Below are 19,855 nucleotides of genomic sequence, written 5' to 3' on the forward strand. Positions count from 1 at the left end.
AAACGCATCGCCCAACTCACCGGCTTCGACCCCACCCAAGCCAGCGGACTCTGGTACCTCCGCTCCGCACTCGTCGCCCGCACCTACACCACCGCATGAAAACGGCACCTGAAAACACAGGTGAAAGAACGCTGCCGAAAGCGGCTGTGGAATGATCGAGTTCCCTTGCCAGAGCAGGGCATCGGGGGTAATTCTTCGAAGGTGACAGTCGATCGGGCGCAGACATCCTCGCGCCGGCGCAACTGGGAACAACTACCCGCGGCGACCCGGGCGGCGGTCGAAGCGGTGACCGGTCCGGTCGCGCGGGCGAATTCGGTGATCGCCGGATTCAGCAGCCAACTCGCGACGGTGATCGAGACGGCTGAGGGCCGGACCTTCATCAAGGGTGTGCCGCAACGAGATCCGGAGGTCTGGACCCAGCACCGCGAGGCCGCGCTGGCTCGTCACGTGACTCCGGTGGGCCCGAGGTTACGGTGGCAGATCGCGGCCGGCGGGTGGGATCTGCTCGGATTCGAGTTCATCGCAGGACATTTCGCGGACTACCGCGTCGACGCCGATCTCGCCGCCACCGCGGCCGCGATGTCCGCGCTGAACGGGCTGCACCCGCCCGCCGAGGTGGAACTCAAGGATGCCGAGGTCCGCTGGGGCGCGTATCTCGACGATGACGCCGACACAGCGGTTTTCGCCGGTGACGCCCTGCTGCACACCGACTGGAACTACAGCAACGTCATCATCGACCACGCCGAGGCCCGGCTCGTGGACTGGCCGTGGGCGACGCGGGGTGCGCCGTGGATCGACCCCGGATGCTGGATCGTGTGGCTCGTCTTCGCCGGCCACGATCCGGCCGCCGCCGAGTCCTGGGCCGCGCGGGTCCCCGCTTGGCACTCCGCGTCCGAACGCGACCTGCGCATCTTCTCCGGCGCGCTCGCCGCGGAATGGACCGCGACGGCCAACCGCAGTCCCAATGTGTGGACCCACGGCCTGCGCGACGCCGCCCGCCGATGGGCCGCCCACCGTGACCGGTGAGCGGCGCCGGCGGCCGGACTAGCGGCGAGCGCCGCCGGCCGCGGCGATCACGCCGTCGAGACGACTCGCGGTGATCTGACGGGCGGCATTGGAAACGGCGGTGATCATCGCGCTGCCGAACGCGCCGTGCCGATCGAACAGGGTCGCGGTGCCGGCGGCGATTCCGTTGCGGCTCAAGTGATTATCGGCCTCGAGACCGATGTCGGCGCCCTCGGGCATGCGCACCAGGGCCAGCGTCAGGTCGGTGTTGATGAAGCCCACCCCGGCACTGGACCAGTTGGTCACCATGCTGGTCTGCTCGGCGGCCATCGCGGCCACCACGAACGGCGAGGGCCGCTCCCCGTCGACCACGTTCACCGGATGCTGCCAGCTGCGTTTGCGGCTGCCGTTCTCGTGTTCCGAGGGCACCCGCGACCAGTGCGCGGAATCGTCGCTGTGCCACAGCGGCGCATTCGGCAGATCGGAGGGAGGCGCCACCTCGAGCGACGGCGGCACCGGCTGCTGCTCCCGGGTCCAGATCTCGCCCGGCGGTTGCTCGGACGGCTGCAGGAAGACCACCGAGGCGCGTGCCGCGGGTTCGCCGTCCTGGATGACGACCGCATCGGCGAGCCGGATGCGCTTCCCGTTGCGCACACGAGTCGTGGAGACCGACAGCTCGTGCATGCGCGCCGGCTTGAACAGGTCCACGGTCAACCGCACCGGCACGAAGCCGTCGGTGGCGTGCTCGTTGTCGAGAGCTCGCGCCAGCAGCCCGCACAGCGCCGGCCCGACCACCTGATCGGACGACCACTGGCTGGCCGCCATCCGGTTCGGGGTGAAGCCCCCGCCGTCCACCGCGAAATATCCGTGCGAGCTGTCCACCGCGCGTGCCTGTCTCCTCGGGTCGCCGCCCGTGAGCACCGCGGGCGGTCACCGTCGGCGACAGCCCGCGCTCGCCGTCGGCGACTGATCTTGCTGGTCCAGGCAGATATAGCACGGTAACGAGAACCGGTTCCACGCCGGGGCCGCTGCGCGGGACACCGCCGACACGCTCGGCAACGCTTTCGATCAAGATCGGCGTGTCGTTTTCCGGCGCCGATACCATATTTTTTCGGCGAGGGAACCAGCCGTCCGGTCCGTGTGGAAACAGTGCAGCAAGCCACCTGCCCGCTCCGGCCGGCGTGCCGGTCGGTATATCACCCCCGCTATGGGAATCGGCGCCGGATCACCTACCGGACAGAGGGCCTCCCGCGAAGGTCGGCAGCAACCCGTCAGCAGCCGAAAACCGGCCCCTGACCGGGGATTCGATGTTGCAGATGTGCTTGCATCTGATCTCGCGGCCACCCTAGACTCGGGCTGCAAGGCAATGCAGGGGACTACCCGTGAGCCGTAGGGTGAACCGGAAGCCAATTTTCGCCGAAGGAAACCATGCGGCCTGGCGTCAGGGGCGTTCGTATGAACCAGCCAATGGGCCTCGGTCGGCTCGGAGTGATGGACAGGAACCGGACCGGGCATCACAACAATTCGCGGGAAACCGCAACATCTTTCGTCATCAGTGCGGTCGAGTCCACCGGCGCGGCCACACGCGACGATTTCGATATCGATCGCATCGTCACCACCGCGCACGCGATGGTGAACGATTGGGATTTCGACGCGATGCAACCGGAAGCTTTCTGGCGCATCGCATCCAGTTGCATCAAACAATAGATCGGGACGGAAGTGGTAGCCGCCGACCCTCGGGTCGGCGGCTACTGCTGTCTTCGAGGCATTGCTGTCTTCGAGGCATCGATAGATCGCGATGCCGGATCGGCGGGTCTAGGCAGAGTCGGACAGGCTGCCCGCGGCCTTCTGCATCATCTCCCGCGACCGCTCCGGCGGTTCGGCCTGCACACTGAGCCGGTCCATGACCTGGCGGTAGAGCTCCAGATCCTGCTGGCGATCCAGATACAGTGCGCTGGTGAGCTGTTCGAGATACACGATATCGGGCAGTTCGGGTTCGGCGAAGCGCAGCATCGTGAACGAGCTGCCCGCCGCCGCGTGGCCGCCGGCCGCATACGGCAGCACCTGGATGGTCACGTTCGGCTTCATCGAGACCTCGACCAGGTGCTCGAGCTGTGCGCGCAGCACCTGCTCACCGCCGATCGGCCGGTGCAGCACCGCTTCGTCGAGGACTGCCCACAGCGTCGGCGCCCCGGGGCGGTCCAGGATTTCCTGGCGCTTCTTGCGGAGTTCCACTCGGCGGGCGGCCTCGGCGTTCTCGTGACCGAGCGCCACCACCGAGCGGGTGTACTCCTCGGTCTGCAGCAGACCGGGAACGAGCTGTCCTTCGAAGGTACGGATCGACTTCGACGCGTGTTCCAGACCCAGGTAGGTCTCGAACCATTGGGGCAGCAGATCGTTGTAGCTGTGCCACCATCCCGGCTGGTTCGCGCGGCTCACCAGATCGAGGAACATCTCACGCTCTTCGGCGTTGTCGACGCCGTAGAGCGTCAGCAGATCGCGAACGTCGCGTTCCTTGAAACCGGTGCGCCCCAACTCGAGTCGGCTGATCTTCGCGTGCGAGCCACGGATGTGCTCCCCGGCCGCCTCACGCGTGATACCGGCGGCTTCCCGCAGTTTGCGGAGCTGTCCGCCGACCGCGATCCGAAGCGCTGTCGGACCGCGTTCGGCGACAAGCGAATCCACACGGCCGATCCGGACGGACTCTGCCATCATGAGGTCTACTCCGATGCTCGACGATCACCGGCAATGAGGGTACAGCCATCGAGAGCAGCTGGTCGAACATCAGGAACTTCTGCCTCGTCGCGTACCGACACCGCGCCGAGTGCCATGCTACCGCCGATCAGGCCAGATCGTCGAACTCTCCACTCTTCGCGCCCCGGAGGAACGCGTCGATCTCGGGGCGGGTGTAGACGAGCACCGCTCCCTCGGGATCACGCGAGTTGCGCACGGCAACCAGGCCATTGGACAAATCGGCCAATTCGACACAGTTCCCGCTCGGATTGCTGAACGTGCTCTTGCGCCACGCGGCTTCGGACAGGCGGCCGGCTGTGGTGGCAGTGGAATCGGTCATGACTGTCTCCAGGGTTCGTGGTGGCCGAGCTCGGCAGCAGGGGCCCACACTCGGCGATCCGGATTGATCGAGCTGATGCCTATCTTCAGCTCTTGCATATGTTCGAGCAAATGTACTTGCATTTGAAACCGACGCTTTGAACGATAGCACGGGGGTTGGCTCGGATCGAGCCCTCCGGAAAATCGCAAAAAACCAAGGGCGACAAGGGCTTTTCCATCCTTTTTCGATTGACTCGTCATCTTTCGAACCGGCCTCCGAGCACCCAAAAACGGTGTCCGACCGGTCGGTTTCGGGCCTCTACCGGGGCGGATGGCACATTCCCAGCCGATCCGCACACCGGATGCGACCGTTTCGGTTACCGTCTCGCGCACCCGGCATCGGCAACCGCCGGACGGGACTCGAGCGTCGGAACCGGGAGCAGGAGGGAATCGGTGCCGCCAAGACAGCAGCAGCCGAGCCGCGAGCGTGAGATTCGGACCGATATCCCGCACACCGCGCGGATCTGGAACTACTGGATGGGTGGACGGCAGAATTACGAGGTCGATCGCCGGGTCGGCAGCGCGGCAACGGAACTCGATCCCGGTATCACCGCCCTGGCGGCCGAGAGCCGCCGCTTTCTCCGGCGCGCGGTCGAACATCTCGCCGGCGACCTCGGGATCACCCAGTTCCTCGACATCGGCGCGGGGCTGCTCGCCACGGACAACACCCACGAGGTCGCGTGCCGGCGCAATCCGGCGGCCCGGGTCGTCTATGTGGACAACGATCCGCTGGTGCTCACCCACGGCCGGACGCTGCTGACCGATCCGCGAGCCGTCTATCTGGATGCGGATCTGCGCGAACCGGATCGGCTGTTCGCCCGTGCCGCAGACATTCTCGATCTCGACCGTCCGGTCGCGGTGATGTTCATGGGCGTGCTGGGCCACTGCGAACGCATCGGCGAACTCCGCGCTGTCGTCGCCGACTCGATGGCGCGGGTCTGCCGCGGCAGCTATCTCGCCTACTGGGACGGCACCACCGACAGCGCCGATTTCGTCCGGATGTGCGCGACCTACGAAAACGTCACGGCCGTACCGTATTTCCCGCGCGACCATTGCGAGTTGCGCTCCATCTTCTCGGAGCTGGAGTTGCTCGAACCCGGCTTCGTCCCCCTGACTCGATGGCGTCGGCCGGCCGGCGAGCCGGTGCCGACCGTGCCGGTGTCGGGCTACGGCGCGATGGCACGCAAACCCTGATCACCCCTTGGGGCACAACACTTCCGATCACCGACGAGTGTGCAGATGTACTTGCATTTGCTCCTTGCAGCGCCGTAAACTCGACCGCACGACATGGCCGGACCACGCCGGAGCAGGCAGGCCGGAAGCAGCGCGAGGCCGTGCCGAAAAGTTCGCTTCCGCAATCTTTCGCCAACGGTCGAGGGCATTCCATGAACCAACTGCTCCAGCATTCCGGTACATGCGATCACGGCACATCCGAGCACCGCACGTCCGGCGCCGATCAGGTCGGTGACTGCGCCACCGAACCCCGGGAACTCACTTACCCCCGCGCCCGCGCGATTCTCTACGCACACGACCGGCACCTGTCGTGCCGGCAGTGGATCGCCGCCGCGGCGTATCTGTCCGCCGGACTCGACGACGAGTAGATCGCTCCGCGTTCGCCACCCCCGTCAAGACGGCTGAACGCCTCGAAACCGGTCCCCGACAGCGCGATTCCGTACTTGGGTTCGCAATCGCCTGTCACCAGGACGAATACGCGCCCTACGATGGTGGTACCCGCACCACACCATCTTGTGGAACGAGGGCATCATGATCCTTCTGGCGATGCACGACGTCATAGTGGCCCAGGTCGGCAACCCGACGCCCGAGACACCTCCGGCGGCGGACAAACTCCTGAAACTGGTGCGCTACTTCACCTGGTTCATGCTGCTGTCGGGGACCAGCGCGATCATCTTCGCCGGCGGCCGGTTCGCCTGGGAGAAGTGGAACGGCGGTCCGCTGGAGTCACCGAAGATGGTGGCCGGGGCCCTCGTCGGCGGCCTGGTGGCCACCAGCGCCGGAACCTTGATGAATTCGATTCTGGCGCAGTGATTCCCGACATTCCGGACGATTCACCCGGCAACCGTGTGTTCCGGACCCCGCCTCCGGACGCCGCCCCAGTAGGCTGAACGCGGACCACCGGTGGATCCGGTGCCGTCCCTCGGTCGAGATGGGAGGCTCCGGTGGCCGGCAGGCGGACCGACACACGGGACCGAATCCGCTCGGTCGCGATGGAGCTGTTCTCCGCGAACGGTTACGAACACACCTCGATCCGGGAAATCGCCGATCGGCTCGGCATCACCAAAGCCGCGGTCTACTACCACTTCCGATCCAAGGAAGACATCGTCGTCAGCCTCGCCGACGATCTGCGCAGGGGCATCGACGACCTGCTGGCCTGGGCCGCCGACCAACCGCCCGGCCCCGGCACCGGCCGCGAAATTCTGCGCCGATACGGCGCCGTGCTGCACCGCACCGGGCGGGAGATGACCCGGTTCATGTACGAGAACCAGCCCGCGTTCCGCCGGCTCGGTGTGGGATCGGACCTGCGCTATCACTTTCGCGCGGTCGCCGACGCGATGACCGCCCCCGACCACGAACCCCTGGCGGTCTTCCATGCCCGCCAAGCTCTGCTGGCCATCTCGTGGAGTATCGGGATGATGGGCGATGTCGACCTGACCGACGAGCAATGCCGCCGGGCGGCAGAGGATATCGCGCTGGCCATCTACGAACGGGCACAATGAGAGCCTGATGAAGGCCGGCCCGAGGACATCATGAATACACGCGTAACCCTCCTGGCCGCTGCGATACTCGCGGCGCCGCTGCTGATATGTGGGTGCTCCCACCAGAATTCGTCACCGGTGAGCCAGGCGGCACATCCGGTTCCCATAGCCCACCAGGGCGCCCCCGCGGTCGGCCCCGGCCCGTCGGGCACCTACACCGTCGCCGCGCAACCGGCACCCGGCAGCTGCCATTTCGGCAACACCGCTGACGGACAGCCACTTCCGGACCCGCACTGCACGCCGGGGGCGACCAATCCGAAGGTCACAGCCGAAACCGTCAAGTCGACGATCTGTGTAGGCGGATACACCCAATCCATCCGCCCGCCGGCGAGTATCACCGACCGGGAGAAGAAGGCGAACGCCGAATCCTACGGTTACACCGGCAATCTGCACGATGCCGAATACGACCATTTGATCTCGCTGGAGCTCGGCGGCGATCCGAACGATCCGCGCAATCTGTGGGTCGAACCGCCCTCCCCCGACCACAAGGCCGGGTCGGGGCCGAACAACCCCAAGGATTCGGTGGAGAACAAACTGCATTCGCTGATCTGTTCCGGCGCGGTCGGCCTGACCGACGCGCAGAACGCCATCGCGGCCGACTGGACCACCGCGTTGGCGGCGGTCGGCCATCCGGACGGAAAGTAGGTCAGCTCACCGCGGATGCCCGGCGGCGGGCCAACCGGTTCACCACCGGGTATCCGGCGCAGACGACCACCGCCCACCCCAGGCCGACCGCCAGCGCGGTCCGGCCGCTGTCGGTCCAGAACAGCAGTACGACGACCAGTCCGAGGAAGGCCAGTGCCAGCACCGAGCTGACCGGCGCCCCGGGCAGGCGGTAGTCGCTGGCCGGCAGTTCGCCGCGGCGCACACGGGCCCGGTAGATCATGTGGCAGACCAGGATCATGCCCCAGACGAAGATTATGCCGATGGTCGACACCGAGGTGATGTAGTTGAACGCCTTGTCCGGGGAGACCAGGTTGACGATCACGCCGATCACCATCATCGCCGCCGAGAGCAGGATGCCCGCGAACGGCACCCGGCGATTGCTCAGGCCACCGAGCGCGACCGGGGCCTCACCACGCAACGAGAGACTGCGCACCATGCGACCGGTCGAGTAGATGCCGGAGTTGCACGACGACAGCGCTGCGGTCAGCAACACGAAATTGATGATCCCGGCCGCCCCCGGAATACCGATCTGCTCGAACACCTCCACGAACGGGCTGCGCCCGGAGTGGAAGACCTTCCAGCTCGACACCGACATGATCACGATCAGCGCGCCCACATAGAACAGACCGATCCGCAGTGGGAGCGAATTGATCGCCCGGCGCAGGGTGCGGCGCGGATCGGCGGCCTCGCCCGCGGTCACACCGACGAGTTCGACGCCCACATAGGCGAAGAGCACGATCTGCAACGCCAGTAGCGCTTGGCCGAATCCGTTCGGGAAGACACCGCCGTCGGCCCACAGATTGGTCACCGTCGGATCGGGGGCGTGGCCGAAACCGAAGATCAGCACGCCGATACCGATGGCGATCATCGCGACGATCGCGGTCACCTTGATGGTGGAGAACCAGAACTCGCCCTCGCCGAACAGCTTCACCGAGATCAGGTTCGCGGCGAACAGCACGCCGAGCACGACGAGCGCGGTGACCCATTCCGGGATCGCGAACCAGTACTTGATGTATTTGCCGGCGACGGTGATCTCGGCCATGCAGGTCGCCACCCACACCGCCCAGTAGGTCCAGCCGGTGACGAAGCCGGCGAAGCGACCGAGGAACTCGTGCGCGTATTCACCGAAGCTGCCCGACACCGGCCGGTAGGTGAGCAGTTCCCCCAGCGCGCGCATGATCACGAAGATCGCCAGGCCGGCGGCGAGATAGCACAGGATCAGGGCCGGACCGGCCTGTTCGATGGCCCCACCGGATCCGTAGAACAGTCCCGTGCCGATCGCCCCGCCGATGGCGATCATCTGGATGGTTCGGGGGTTGAGGCCGCGCTGGTAGCCCTCTTCACCCGCGGACGCGAGGGCGGGCGCGTCCGTCCCCTCGGGTTTGCGGTCGGTCGTCATATCGCAGCACCGTACCGGGTCGGGGCCGGGGCGCGACCGGTGCAACCGCGCAGTGAACTAGTTCACAGCTCTTGCCGCCTAATAGTTGTGGGCGCACAATCATTGTGTGTCTACAACTGTTTCCGGGCTGACGCCGCGTCACAAGACGATCGTGCTGGTCACCTGCTGCCTGAGCCTGCTGATCTCGTCGATGGACGCGACCATCGTCAACGTCGCGATTCCGACGATCCGCAGCGATATGGACGCGCCACTGTCGCGGCTGCAGTGGATCGTCGACGTCTACACCCTCACCCTGGCGAGCCTGCTGATGCTGTCGGGCGCGACCGCCGACCGCTTCGGCCGCAAGCGCATGTTCCGGATCGGACTGAGCATCTTCGCGCTGGGCTCACTGCTGTGCAGCGTCGCTCCCGATATCGACATGCTGATCGGGGCGCGCTTCATCCAGGCCATCGGCGGCTCGATGCTCAATCCTGTCGCGATGTCGATCATCACCACGGTCTTCACCGGCCGCGTCGAACGGGCGCGAGCGGTCGGCGTCTGGGGCGCGGTGGTCGGCATCTCCACCGCGATCGGCCCGATGGTCGGCGGCGTGCTGATCGACGCGCTGGGCTGGCAGTCGGTGTTCTGGATCAATCTGCCGATCTGCGCGGTCGCGCTGGTGCTGACCACGCTCTACGTCCCGGAATCGAAGTCGCGGACCGCACGCGGAATCGACCCGCTCGGCCAGGTGCTGGCGGTCGTGGTGATGTTCACGCTGGTCTTCGGGCTGATCGAACATCGCCCGGAGATCTTCGGCATCACGGCCGTGGCACTGGCCGGATTCCTCTACGCCGAACGGCGGCACCGCTCGCCGTTCATCGACCTGCGGTTCTTCCGCAGCGTGCCGTTCGCGGCGGCCACCGTCACCGCGATCTGCGCCTTCGCCGGACTGGGGGCCTTCCTCTTCAGCGCTTCGCTGTATCTGCAAGGCGTACGGCATTATTCGGCTGTGCACACGGGACTTCTCTACCTGCCGATGGCGCTGGGGATGCTGATCTGCTCGCCGCTGTCGGGCCGGCTGGTCGGCCGCTTCGGCACCCGGCCCTCGTTGGTCGCCGCCGGAATTCTGATGACGACGGCCGCGGCGCTGCTGACCACGCTGCGGCCCGATACCCCGGTCTGGCAGCTGGTCGTGATGTTCGCGATCTTCGGCGCCGGTTTCGGCACCGTGAACCCGCCGATCACCACCGCCGCGGTCAGCGGGATGCCGATGGATAGGGCGGGCGCGGCCTCGGCGGTCGCCTCGACCAGCCGCCAGATCGGTGTCAGCGTCGGAGTCGCCCTGTGCGGGCTGCTGTCCGGGGCGGGACTGTGGTGGGTGGTGGCCGCTCTCGCGGCGGGCGTCGGGGTGCTCGGCATCGCCGCCAACACCGGATGGGCACTGCGCTCGCGCGACCGGATCGCGCCCCTGCTCGAACACAAGGAGCCCGCCCGTGTCTGACGACGAGCTCACCGTCGCCGCGGAGCCGACGCCCGACGAGGTCTGGCGCGTGCTGACCGATGTCGTCAAGGACACCCGCGACACCTGGAAGCGCGCGGTGGTCGATCGAATGGGCATGCCGTTCAGCAGATTCCGCGTGTTGCGGCGACTGCTGCCCGGTCCGCTGCCGCTGAAGGAACTGGCCCGGGTGGCCACCATGGACGCGCCGGCCACCACCGTGGTGGTCAACGATCTCGAGGCCCGCGGTCTGGTCTCGCGCGAAACCGCTCCGGACGATCGGCGGCGCAAGCTGGTGACCATCACCGATGCCGGGCGGGAGGTGATCGCGCAGGCGATGGCCACTCCCGATCCGCCGCCGCCCACGCTCACCGCGCTGTCCGCCGAGCAGTTGCGCACCCTGCACGATCTGTTGCGGCTGCTCTAGGCTCGGGTCGTGGCCGAAGAGACAACACCGGAGTGGGCGCCCGGCCTGTCGTCGGGTTTCGAACTGGGCACCGACGGGCCCCGGGTGATCATGGTCGGCATCGACGGTTCGGATGCCTCCTGGCGCGCGACCGCCTATGCGGCCGGATTGGCTCGGCGTCAGAACTCCCTGCTGGCAATGGTTTACGTCCAGCCGTGGATGGCCATGGCCGGCGCCTACGGCGTCGACGTCCAGGGCGCGACCGCCGAGATGGCCGAGGATCTGGCCCGGCAGGTACGCGAGCACGCGGAGAAGGTCAAAGACGTCTACCGCACCCGCTGGAAGTTCATCACCCGCCGTGGCGATCCGTTCACGGTGCTGGCCGAGGCCGCCGACGAATTGAAGGCCGACGGCGTCGTGGTCGGCGCGTCCGAGAAGGCCGGGCATCGAATTATCGGCTCGGTCGCGGTGCGTCTGGTGAAAGCGGGGCGCTGGCCGGTTACTGTCGTGCCCTGAGCTCCGTCGGCGTCCCGAAGTGATTGGGACGCGGCATCGGGGGAACCCGCCGGAACGAGACCGTTGAGGAAAGGGTTTTCACTATGTTGATTCGCCGCCTTGCCCGACCGCTGCTGGCATCGGTGTTCGTCGTCGACGGGGTCGACACTCTGATGCATCCCGAGCCCCGGGCGCAGGCCGCCACCACCTTGGTATCCCATGGGGAACAGCGGCTGCCGGATTCGGTATCGGCCAAACTGCCCTCCGATCCGGCGAAAGTGGTGCGGATCAATGCCATCGTCCGGGTCGGCGCCGGAACGCTGCTCGCGCTGAATCGCGCGCCCCGGCTCTCGTCGCTGGCGCTGGCGGTCACCGTCATCCCGGCCACCGTGACCGAGCAGGACTTCTGGAACGAATCGGATGCGCAGCAGCGTGCCGCCAAGCGCACGGCCTTCCTCAAGGACGTCGGCCTGCTCGGTGGCCTGCTCATCGCCGCGGCCGACACCGAGGGCAAGCCCTCGCTGGGCTGGCGGGGTCGCCGGGCCGCGCGTAAAGCCGCCGCCGCCCTCCCGTTCACCGCCGCCACCACCGACACGGTGCGGGATCGCCTGCAGCAGCAGGCCGTCCGCGGCCGGGAACTGGCCGCGGTGGCCGCCGACAAGGGCGCCGATCTGGCCTCGGTGGCGCAGTCGCGCGGCGCCGAACTCGCCTCGGTGGCCCAGTCGCGCGGCGGTGAACTCGCCGAGGCCGCCCGCGAGCACGGCACCGAATGGGCGGAACTGGCGCGCAGCCGGGGCGCCGATTTGGCCGGCACCGCTCTCGACCATCGCGGCGAGTGGGCCGAACTGGCCAAGCGGCGCGGCGCGGATCTGGCCGAGGCCGCCCGCGAACACGGCGGCGAATGGGCCGAGGTGGCCAAGCAGCGCGGGTCGATTTTCGCGCGCCAGGCCCGCAAGCGCGCCGAGAAGGCGGCCGAGGCCGCCCGCGAGCGTGCGGAGACGGCCCGCGAGCGGCTGGCCGAAGCCCGCAACGGCAAGTGACACACTGTTTCTCACCGGCGCCGGATCAGGCGCCGGTGAGAAACGCCGTCATCGCCGCGGCCACGGCCTCGGGTTGATCGAGCATCGACAGCACGTAGGCGTCGTCGATCTCCACCAGCCGGCCCGCGGGCAACAGTTCGGCGAGGCGGCGCCCGTGGTCGCGGGGCATCGGCGCGGCCTGCGGGGACCACAGCACCAGCGCACGGCCGGGGAAGTTCCGCAAGGCTTCGGTATCGGCGATCAGCTGCGCCGCCGGTGGCAACTCCCGGCCGTATTTGCGCACGTCCCGGCCGATATCCGGATTGCGCAGGGCGGGTTCGGTCCAGCCGCGCATCAGTTCGTCGGGTACCGGATAACGCGCCATCTGCCCGTAGATCAGCGACGAGCGGCGCAACAGCCCGATGCGCAACTGACGCAGCACGATCGGTAGCGCGCCCGGGACGCGCAACGCCAGCACCGCCAGCTTCCCGGGCAGTCCGGGCGGGAAGTTGTCGAAGGCCTCGCACGGCAACACGATCAACTGGGCGACCCGTTTGTCGAGGCCGTACGCGGTGAGGAACAGCCCGCCGCCCCAGTCGGAATGCACCAGGGTGACCTCGCGCAGGTCCAGCGCGTCGAGGAAATCGGCGAGGACCACGTTCTGGCCGCGCATACTCAGATCCGCGTCCGCCCGCATCGGTTCCGGATGCGAGCCGAGCGGCAGCACCGGCCGCACATAGCGAAAACCACTGGGCAGCAACGGCATCACGCGGTCCCACACCGTGTGGTCGATGAGCAGTCCGTGCAACAGGACGACCGGCGGCCCCTGGCCCTCCTCGACGTAATGAATCGGACCGGCGGGAACTTCGACGACCGGCATACCCCTGCCACCTCCGCATCGGAATCGCGCGACGACGCTGTGAACAACGCGTCCACCTCGTAGAACGTTCGCTCTAGAGCGTGTGTTCTAGTATGGGAGGATGTCCGAGACCGTGTCAACCCCGACCGCCGAGCGCATCGTCACCGCGACCGCGGAACTGATGCGCCGCCAGGGCTACGGCGCTACCAGCGTCAAACAGATCACCGCCGCCGCGCGGGCCCCGATCGGGTCGCTGTATCACCACTTCCCGCAGGGCAAACAGCAGATCGCGGCGGCCGCGCTGCGTACCAGCGGCGCCGCCTACATCCAGTTGCTACCGCTGCTGATGGACCCGTATCCGGACCTGCGGGTGGCAGTGGTGGCCGCGTTCACCGCCGCCGCGGAACAGATCGAGCAGTCCGGCTGGATGAACATGTGCCCGGTCGGCACGGTCGCGGGCGAGATCGCCGACAGCGAACCGGCGTTGCGGGAGGTGACCGCCGAGGTGATGCAATCCTGGATCGACCAGGGCAGTGCGTACTTCCGCGCACGCGGACTGCCCGCCCCCGCGGCCCACACTTTCGTGATCGCGGTCCTCGGCGCCCTGGAGGGTGCGTTCATACTCAGCCGCACCCTGCGCTCGACCGCCCCGATCGAATCGGCCGGGCAAGCGATGGCCGCCTATCTCGACACGCTCACCGAAACCCACTCCCCCGCGGCGATGTCCGAGGGGTGAACCAACCGATCAGCCCACGCTGAATTCGGCCGTGGTGCCGGTGAACGGAACGGCGGCGTCACCGTCGCGGCGGTCACCGCGGTATTCGATGCGGTAGCGCCCGGCTTCCGCGTCGGCGGGCACGGTCCAGCGGATGGCGATCCGCGAGGCCGCGGGCTGGCCGGGCGGGCGCGACCAGTGCAGTTCGGTGCACCAGTCGTTGTCGTCGAAGACCGCCCGCCATTGCGCGCCCTCGGCGCGCTGTACCTCGAAATAGCTTCCGCCGGTGTGGAAGTCGTTGGCGGGGTGGGCGCCGCAGAATTCGACCGTCACCGTATCGCCGTGACCGTAGCCGGGCTTCGGACCGGTGATCACCTCACCGAATGCGCGCCCGGTCATCGGCACATCGGCCGGTACCGGCGGCAGCAGATTCGGCTGCAGGCCCGCGGTCCAGTCCAGCGGGGCCGGGCCGCGGCCGAGGTCGACGCGTGCGGCCACCGCACGGGCCAGCCGATCGAATTCCTGCACATAGGCGGGCAGGGTCCAGCGGCCGAACAGCGTTTCCCCGCCCTCGTACTGCTGGGAGGCGTATTCCTCCGGCGTGGTCACGTAGCCGCAGTACCCGTTCGAATAGCCTTGCAGCAGCACGTTTTCCAGCGGGACGGACAGGGCGTGCGCCACCACCCGCCGGATCCGCAACCCCGAGACCACCGTGAATTCCGCCGGCCCCGAGGCCAGCACCAGATCGCCGATCCGCAGAATCTGGATCGGCACCGTCAGCGGTACCCACGGTCGCGGCGGCAGCACACCCAGCGGCGCCACGATCAGCTTGGGCGCCTGCACATCCCGCATCCACTGCTCGATGGGGCCGTCCAGTCCGCCGAGCGCGGCGACGACCGGATCCGCATTGCCTTCCTGCAGGAACGACAGCTGGGTCTTCCAGTTGTCCTCCGAGCTGGTCGCGGCGGCCGCGGCGCCCATCATGGCGGGCGCGGTGCGGGCCGGTTTACCGTCCGGCGTGTAGGACCCGTCGATGGCGGTATCGGCCATGTTCAGATAACGCAGCGCGGCGTCCACTCGCCCGCTGCGCATCGGCCGCGCCGCATCGAAAGCCGCACGGCCCGCGCGGTATTGGCGCTCGCCGATGAGAGAACAGTTGAGCCGGTTGTCCTCGGTGGGCCCGGACGGATGCCACGGCGTAAGTCCGATATTCGGCGTCATATCACCGGCGTTGGTCTGCGCGAACGCCGCCACGAAGCCGGGCTTTCCGGCGCCCGGCCGCACTCCCATCTCGTCGTGCTCCCAGCGGTAGCTGGCATAGCCCTTGTTGTCGGCCGAGATGAGCGTATTGGCGTCGGTGAGCGACGTCCCGTGCGTCGCGAACCAGGTGATCGCGCCGATGTCCTTGCCGCCCTGCCGCAATCGCAGCACCGTCACCTGCGGATCGATGGCATTCGGGAATGCGGCCTTGTCGTCCGGTGGGTTCAGGTCGAAGGCCACCCGGGAGCGGTTGGCCGAGGCGTCGTGCAGTTCGCCGTGCCCGAGCGACAGCGTGCCCGGCGCCAGATTCTCGTGCGCCGCCACCAGCGCCGCGACGATACCGTCCACCTCGGCTTGATGGGAATTGTTCTGAAAGCCGTATGCGGCAAGGGAATAAGCGTATTCGCGAGCGGTGCCGCCGCAGGAATTGTGATTGTGGGTGGCGTTCAGGTTGACGTTGCGCTCGGTGTACAGGGCACCGAATCGCTGTGCCAGCCGCTGCATCACGGCCAGATGCACCGACTGGAACAGGCATGCGATATCCGCGTTGACGAAGGCCACCCGCTCGCCACTGGCCCGGTCGACCACGATGTAGGCGCGCGCCCAGGTCCGCATGAGCAGCCCGGTCGCGACCTGGTCGAGTTCGGAGTAGCCCATCATGCCCTGCCCGGCGACCGCGCCGGTCACATCGGCGATACCGGCGCCGACCAGATATCCCGCCTCGTCGCCGGTGACCCGGATCGGTGCCGCCCCCGCGGAAGCGGTGGCCCCCACTCCCGCGGCCACGGCCGCGGTCACGGTGCCGGCCAGCATCGATCGCCGGGTAAACGTCACTGATCGCTCCTTCGATTCCGGCCGCCACGCTGCGACCGCCTCCTCCAACCGTGTGCACCGGAGATTACTGGTCACTCGTCCAGTACGCCAGCCCCGATTTCCCCACCGGGCCGGGTTACTCGATGGGCGCGGTCAGCGGCAGTGCGATCACCGAGGTGCCGACGTGCACGGTGAACGGACCGGGTTCGGTGTCCCAGCCCGCGTCGGTCCAGTGCTGAAAGGCTCGCTGCGGCAGCGAAATTCGCACCCGGCGCACCCCGCCCGGTTCGGCGGTGACGCTGGCGAACGCGGCCAGCCATCGCACCGGCCGCTCGATCGCACTGTCCTCACGGGACAGATAGACCTGGACGACCTGCTTACCGGTCCGCTCGCCGATATTGGCCGCGGTCACCTCGACGTCGTGGCCGTCCACCGCGAGATCGCTCAGCTCCCACACGGTGTAGCCGAGTCCGTGGCCGAACGGATACGCCGGTTGCACACCGGCCCGCAGCCAGGCGCGGTAGCCGATGTGCACGCCCTCGTCGTAGGTCAGGGTGCCGTCGGCGGCCGGGGTGGTGTCGCGGACCGGCACGTCGGCGAGTTCCTTCGGCCAGGTGGTCGGCAACCGGCCGCCGGGTTCGGCCGCGCCGGTCAGCACGTCGGCCAGTGCGGCGCCGAATTCCTGACCGGGGAACCAGGACAGCAGCACCGCGGCCACGTCGTCACGCCACGGCATCTCCACGGGAGCACCGGAATTCACGACCACCACGGTGCGCGGATTGACGGCGGCGACCGCGGCGACCAGGTCGTTCTGACGGCCGGGCAGCGCGAGGGTGGTCCGGTCGCGCCCCTCACTCTCCAGCTGTTCGGTGGTACCGACGACCACCACGGCCACCTCGGCCCGGCGCGCGGCCTCGACCGCCGCGGCGAATTCCTCCTCGGGCGCGCGTTCCGGCCGCGCCACGACCAACCCGACGCCCAGGATCATGCCCAGCCCCGCGGCCGCCGACGCACCCGATCCGACCGTGATCCGGACGTCGACCTCCTGGCCGGCCGCGAGTTCGCGCGCCACGCAGCGTTGCGGCGGATCCAGCAGTGCCGCAACGGGATCCGAGCCCTCGAACGCGATATCGGTGTCGATCACGGTCGCGCCGTCGAGCTCCACCACACAATGACCGAGCGCCGCGACACCGAGCTGCCACTCGCCCGCCACATCGGCGCGCAGTCGCGCACGCAGTTCGATCGCCGACGCGGCAGCCGCGTGCGGATCACCGAACAGCACCAGCCGGCCCGCCGTGCGGTGCTGGGTGTCGAGGACACGCTCCCCGTCCAGATAGCGCAGGCACAGCCCCGGTGTCCCGGTGGCCGGGTCGGTGACCAGGTCCAGCGGCACAGGTATCAGATCGTCACCGGTGCGCACCCCCGGGGTGTGGGTGACCGGCAGCACCGCCGACAGACCCTCGACCGGCGTGACGGTGTGGTCGGGGATCACGGTCGCGCTGCCGCCGCCCATGTACCGCGGCTGCGCGGCGGCGGGCCCCAGCAACGCCACCGAGGCCTGCGGCGGTAGCGGCAGCACACCGTCGTTGTGCACGAGCACCATCGCGGCCGCGGCGGCGCGGCGCACCAGATCGTGGGCCTGTGTGGCGGTGAAGTCGGGCACCGGCTCGGGCTCGTGCGGGGACAGGGCGCCGACGCGATCGGCGAAGCGCAGGATGCGCCGGACCTTGTCGTCGATCGCGGACTTCGGCACGGTGCCGGCCGCGAGCGCGTCGGCGAGGGCCGGACCCCACAGCGGCGACGGGCCCGGCATGCAAAGGTCGGTGCCGCGCGCGGCGCCTTCGGTACTGCGCACGGCGGTCCAGTCGGAGACGACCACGCCGTCGAATCCCCAACTGCCCTTGAGGGGTTCGTCCAGCAGCGGCGATTCGGTCATGGTGATGCCGTCGACACTGTTGTACGCGGCCATCACCATCCACGCCCCGGCCTGCACCGCGCGTTCGAACGGATACAGGTACAGCTCGTGCAGGGCGCGCGCGGCGACGCGGACGTCGACGGTGAACCGGTCCGTCTCGGAATCGTTGGCCACGAAGTGTTTCGGGCAGGCGGCGACGCCGTGTGCCTGCACCGCACGCACATACGCGGCCGCCATCTCCGCGGTCAGCATCGGGTCCTCGGAGAAGCATTCGAAATGTCTTCCGCCGAGCGGAGATCGGTGCAGGTTCACGGTGGGCCCGAGGACGGCGTAGACGTTCTTCTGCCGGGCCTGCGCCGCGATCAGGGCCCCGATCTCGGTGAGCAGGTCCCGGTCCCAGGTGGCGGCCAGCGCGGTTCCCGACGGCAGGCTCACCGAGGGATCACGTTCGTCCCAGTTCTCGCCGCGCACACCCGAGGGCCCGTCGGATACCGGCATCTCGGCGAGGCCGATCGCGGAATCCCCGGCCAGACGGAACATTCCGGCTCCGGAGATGAGTCGTAGTTCGGCCGCCGGATCCAATTGCGTTGCCAGCTGCTCGATCCGGTCGTGCATCGGCTGCCCCGTTTCGTCTCGACTGCGCATCGGCCTCGACGCTACGGGATATCGGCGGGTCGGCGCCGTATCACCCGGCGCGCGTCGGGGTTAGCGCAACCGCAACCGGACCATCGGCAGCGTGTCGACCGGCGCGCCGGTCGCTCGTTCGATCACCGCGCGCAGGTTCTGCCAGGCCCGGGGGTGGTCGTGGATGTAGTGCGCGAGCGCCGCCGCCGATTCGGCCTCGGTCATCGCCGTAGCCGTCGCGGGTACCGCGCGCTGGGTGCCGACCCACAGCCGGACGTTCGAGTCGGCCTGGATGTTGCGGTACCACTGGGCGCGCGTGCCGAAGCCGGACACGATGACGTACTCGCGGGGCCCCGGGTGGTCGACCACCTCCAGCACCACGTGCCGCTTCGCGCCGCTCGTGCGGCCGATATGTTCCATCATCAGCAGCCGCTGCCCGAAGACGAATCCGAGACCCGCGCGATACAGCCCGATCGGGGCGCGGACCAGGATCCTGGTGTGCAGTGCCCGCGCACCCAGCCCGGCGGCGAATTCGGCGAATGCCATGGTGATCTCCTAGTCGACAGTGAACCGGGGCCGCTCGTCGCCCGAGTCGCCCCGCACGCCCGCGATCCGCAGCAGCGGCGTCCCGAGGTCGAGTGCGCGGGTTCCGGGGTCGATGAGCCGATGCAGAACCAGGCCGTCCAGCGCGGCCACCAGCACGACCGCGGTCGCCTCCGGATCGGGGACGGATTCGTCGGCGCGCAGCCGGGCGGCAATCGCGGCGCGGAATTCGGCGAGTACGGCGGCCAGGCCCGCGCGCAGCCGTTCGTACCGGGTGGCGGCGAGCAGCATCTCGCTGAACACCCGGGTATCGGTGTCGGTGTCGTCGTAGCCGCCGATCAGCGACAGCAGTGCGGTGATGCCGGCCGCGGTGTCGCCGAGCAGGTCGGTGGGCACGTCGTCGACCAGCCGCCGCATCATCCGCAGCGCCGCGTCGATCAACAGGTCGTCCACCGATCGGAAGTGATAGTGCACCAGCCCGGCCCGCACCCCGGCCCGTTCGGCGACGAGCCTGGTCGTCACCGCTCCCCAGCCGCGTTCGGCGATCAGTTCCGTCGCGGCGTCCATCAGCCGGGCCCGCGTCTCGCGGCCCTGTTCTTCCGCGGTGATCAACGCACCTCCTTGGTCGTTCGCCTTGGGCGAATGACCAAACTGTACCGCGACGGTGGGAACCTTCACAAGAGGCCGTCGACCCGCCGTACGCCACGCTCGCGGAGTTGGTCCCGGGTCAGGACGGTGTGATAGGGAATTGTCGTGTCATGCACCCCTTCCGTT

21 protein-coding genes are annotated in these 19,855 nt (G+C 68.2%); 12 read left to right on the forward strand and 9 right to left on the reverse strand.

The genetic code is table 11. The features are described 5' to 3' along the window. Positions 1-201 precede the first annotated feature (201 nt). On the forward strand, positions 202-1,026 hold the full coding sequence (locus tag IG65_RS0116275; protein ID WP_030515770.1) for a hypothetical protein: 825 nt from the start codon (positions 202-204) through the stop codon (positions 1,024-1,026). 18 nt (positions 1,027-1,044) lie between these two features. Here the strand turns inward: IG65_RS0116275 and IG65_RS0116280 are convergent, their stop codons facing one another. Further along, positions 1,045-1,887 carry an acyl-CoA thioesterase domain-containing protein gene (locus IG65_RS0116280; RefSeq protein ID WP_063833623.1) on the reverse strand — a complete coding sequence of 281 codons (843 nt, stop codon included), beginning with the start codon at positions 1,885-1,887 and terminating at the stop codon, positions 1,045-1,047. 546 nt (positions 1,888-2,433) lie between these two features. Here IG65_RS0116280 and IG65_RS0116285 point away from each other — a divergent pair. After that, positions 2,434-2,712: a hypothetical protein gene (locus IG65_RS0116285; protein WP_227463053.1), complete on the forward strand. Its 279-nt coding sequence runs from the start codon at positions 2,434-2,436 to the stop codon at positions 2,710-2,712. A 108-nt stretch (positions 2,713-2,820) separates the two neighbouring features. Here IG65_RS0116285 and IG65_RS0116290 read toward each other — a convergent pair whose 3' ends face one another. Both IG65_RS0116290 and IG65_RS0116295 read right to left on the reverse strand, forming a co-directional pair. Beyond that, positions 2,821-3,720 (reverse strand): helix-turn-helix transcriptional regulator, encoded by a 900-nt coding sequence (locus tag IG65_RS0116290; protein ID WP_030515773.1) that lies wholly within the window; start codon positions 3,718-3,720, stop codon positions 2,821-2,823. 127 nt (positions 3,721-3,847) lie between these two features. Beyond that, on the reverse strand, positions 3,848-4,078 hold the full coding sequence (locus IG65_RS0116295; protein WP_030515774.1) for a DUF397 domain-containing protein: 231 nt from the start codon (positions 4,076-4,078) through the stop codon (positions 3,848-3,850). Between the two features lie 431 nt (positions 4,079-4,509). Here IG65_RS0116295 and IG65_RS0116305 point away from each other — a divergent pair, with 431 nt between their 5' ends. The 5 genes from IG65_RS0116305 (at position 4,510) to IG65_RS0116325 (ending at position 7,535) form a co-directional block, all read left to right on the forward strand. Beyond that, positions 4,510-5,310: an SAM-dependent methyltransferase gene (locus IG65_RS0116305; RefSeq protein ID WP_036524798.1), complete on the forward strand. Its 801-nt coding sequence runs from the start codon at positions 4,510-4,512 to the stop codon at positions 5,308-5,310. A gap of 191 nt (positions 5,311-5,501) precedes the next feature. Beyond that, positions 5,502-5,717: a hypothetical protein gene (locus tag IG65_RS34780; RefSeq protein WP_036524801.1), complete on the forward strand. Its 216-nt coding sequence runs from the start codon at positions 5,502-5,504 to the stop codon at positions 5,715-5,717. A 163-nt stretch (positions 5,718-5,880) separates the two neighbouring features. Then, entirely contained in the window at positions 5,881-6,162 is a 282-nt protein-coding gene (locus IG65_RS0116315; RefSeq protein ID WP_030515776.1) for a hypothetical protein, read from the forward strand. 131 nt (positions 6,163-6,293) lie between these two features. Beyond that, the gene (locus IG65_RS0116320; RefSeq protein WP_030515777.1) at positions 6,294-6,851 is read left to right on the forward strand and encodes a TetR/AcrR family transcriptional regulator; all 558 of its coding nucleotides are present in this window, start codon (positions 6,294-6,296) and stop codon (positions 6,849-6,851) included. Positions 6,852-6,968: 117 nt separating this feature from the next. Further along, complete coding sequence (locus tag IG65_RS0116325; RefSeq protein ID WP_231509240.1) at positions 6,969-7,535, forward strand: hypothetical protein; 567 nt, start codon at positions 6,969-6,971, stop codon at positions 7,533-7,535. Between the two features lies 1 nt (position 7,536). Here IG65_RS0116325 and IG65_RS0116330 read toward each other — a convergent pair whose 3' ends face one another. After that, positions 7,537-8,955: an amino acid permease gene (locus tag IG65_RS0116330; RefSeq protein WP_030515779.1), complete on the reverse strand. Its 1,419-nt coding sequence runs from the start codon at positions 8,953-8,955 to the stop codon at positions 7,537-7,539. A gap of 106 nt (positions 8,956-9,061) precedes the next feature. On the opposite strand from IG65_RS0116330, the gene IG65_RS0116335 reads away from it, so the two are divergent. The 4 genes from IG65_RS0116335 to IG65_RS0116350 all read left to right on the forward strand — a co-directional run bounded on the left by IG65_RS0116335 (position 9,062) and on the right by IG65_RS0116350 (position 12,373). Continuing rightward, the gene (locus tag IG65_RS0116335) at positions 9,062-10,435 is read left to right on the forward strand and encodes an MFS transporter (protein ID WP_030515780.1); all 1,374 of its coding nucleotides are present in this window, start codon (positions 9,062-9,064) and stop codon (positions 10,433-10,435) included. Next, positions 10,428-10,859 (forward strand): MarR family winged helix-turn-helix transcriptional regulator, encoded by a 432-nt coding sequence (locus IG65_RS0116340; RefSeq protein ID WP_030515781.1) that lies wholly within the window; start codon positions 10,428-10,430, stop codon positions 10,857-10,859. The genes IG65_RS0116335 and IG65_RS0116340 overlap by 8 nt, the downstream gene beginning before the upstream one ends. A 9-nt stretch (positions 10,860-10,868) precedes the next feature. Next, positions 10,869-11,354, forward strand: coding sequence for a universal stress protein (locus IG65_RS0116345; protein WP_227462811.1), 486 nt, complete (start codon positions 10,869-10,871; stop codon positions 11,352-11,354). Between the two features lie 83 nt (positions 11,355-11,437). Next, positions 11,438-12,373: a DoxX family protein gene (locus IG65_RS0116350; protein WP_030515783.1), complete on the forward strand. Its 936-nt coding sequence runs from the start codon at positions 11,438-11,440 to the stop codon at positions 12,371-12,373. Positions 12,374-12,398: 25 nt separating this feature from the next. On the opposite strand, the gene IG65_RS0116355 is transcribed toward IG65_RS0116350, so the two are convergent. Further along, on the reverse strand, positions 12,399-13,232 hold the full coding sequence (locus IG65_RS0116355) for an alpha/beta fold hydrolase (RefSeq protein WP_030515784.1): 834 nt from the start codon (positions 13,230-13,232) through the stop codon (positions 12,399-12,401). A gap of 100 nt (positions 13,233-13,332) precedes the next feature. On the opposite strand from IG65_RS0116355, the gene IG65_RS0116360 reads away from it, so the two are divergent. Further along, positions 13,333-13,947, forward strand: a complete 615-nt coding sequence (locus IG65_RS0116360; RefSeq protein WP_030515785.1) for a TetR/AcrR family transcriptional regulator — start codon at positions 13,333-13,335, stop codon at positions 13,945-13,947. Positions 13,948-13,956: 9 nt separating this feature from the next. Here IG65_RS0116360 and IG65_RS0116365 read toward each other — a convergent pair whose 3' ends face one another. The 4 genes from IG65_RS0116365 to IG65_RS0116380 form a co-directional block, all read right to left on the reverse strand. Further along, complete coding sequence (locus IG65_RS0116365) at positions 13,957-16,020, reverse strand: neutral/alkaline ceramidase (RefSeq protein WP_156055652.1); 2,064 nt, start codon at positions 16,018-16,020, stop codon at positions 13,957-13,959. Positions 16,021-16,135: 115 nt separating this feature from the next. Continuing rightward, positions 16,136-18,559 (reverse strand): beta-glucosidase, encoded by a 2,424-nt coding sequence (locus IG65_RS0116370; RefSeq protein ID WP_231509241.1) that lies wholly within the window; start codon positions 18,557-18,559, stop codon positions 16,136-16,138. Positions 18,560-18,619: 60 nt separating this feature from the next. After that, a complete protein-coding gene (locus tag IG65_RS0116375; protein ID WP_030515788.1) occupies positions 18,620-19,084 on the reverse strand; it encodes a nitroreductase family deazaflavin-dependent oxidoreductase in 465 nt (154 codons plus the stop codon). Between the two features lie 9 nt (positions 19,085-19,093). Continuing rightward, positions 19,094-19,693: a TetR/AcrR family transcriptional regulator gene (locus IG65_RS0116380; protein ID WP_030515789.1), complete on the reverse strand. Its 600-nt coding sequence runs from the start codon at positions 19,691-19,693 to the stop codon at positions 19,094-19,096. Positions 19,694-19,855: the final 162 nt, after the last annotated feature.

The organism is Nocardia sp. NRRL WC-3656 (assembly GCF_000720265.1).
In the GTDB taxonomy this organism is placed as follows: domain Bacteria; phylum Actinomycetota; class Actinomycetes; order Mycobacteriales; family Mycobacteriaceae; genus Nocardia; species Nocardia nova.

Coding starts and splice junctions, on each gene's coding strand:
- IG65_RS0116355 (WP_030515784.1), bottom strand. CDS start 13,232: ATGCCGGTCGTCGAAGTTCCCGCCGGTCCGATTCATTACGTCGAGGAG.
- IG65_RS0116360 (WP_030515785.1), top strand. CDS start 13,333: ATGTCCGAGACCGTGTCAACCCCGACCGCCGAGCGCATCGTCACCGCG.
- IG65_RS0116315 (WP_030515776.1), top strand. CDS start 5,881: ATGATCCTTCTGGCGATGCACGACGTCATAGTGGCCCAGGTCGGCAAC.
- IG65_RS0116285 (WP_227463053.1), top strand. CDS start 2,434: ATGCGGCCTGGCGTCAGGGGCGTTCGTATGAACCAGCCAATGGGCCTC.
- IG65_RS0116375 (WP_030515788.1), bottom strand. CDS start 19,084: ATGGCATTCGCCGAATTCGCCGCCGGGCTGGGTGCGCGGGCACTGCAC.
- IG65_RS0116350 (WP_030515783.1), top strand. CDS start 11,438: ATGTTGATTCGCCGCCTTGCCCGACCGCTGCTGGCATCGGTGTTCGTC.
- IG65_RS0116290 (WP_030515773.1), bottom strand. CDS start 3,720: ATGATGGCAGAGTCCGTCCGGATCGGCCGTGTGGATTCGCTTGTCGCC.
- IG65_RS34780 (WP_036524801.1), top strand. CDS start 5,502: ATGAACCAACTGCTCCAGCATTCCGGTACATGCGATCACGGCACATCC.
- IG65_RS0116370 (WP_231509241.1), bottom strand. CDS start 18,559: ATGCGCAGTCGAGACGAAACGGGGCAGCCGATGCACGACCGGATCGAG.
- IG65_RS0116330 (WP_030515779.1), bottom strand. CDS start 8,955: ATGACGACCGACCGCAAACCCGAGGGGACGGACGCGCCCGCCCTCGCG.
- IG65_RS0116295 (WP_030515774.1), bottom strand. CDS start 4,078: ATGACCGATTCCACTGCCACCACAGCCGGCCGCCTGTCCGAAGCCGCG.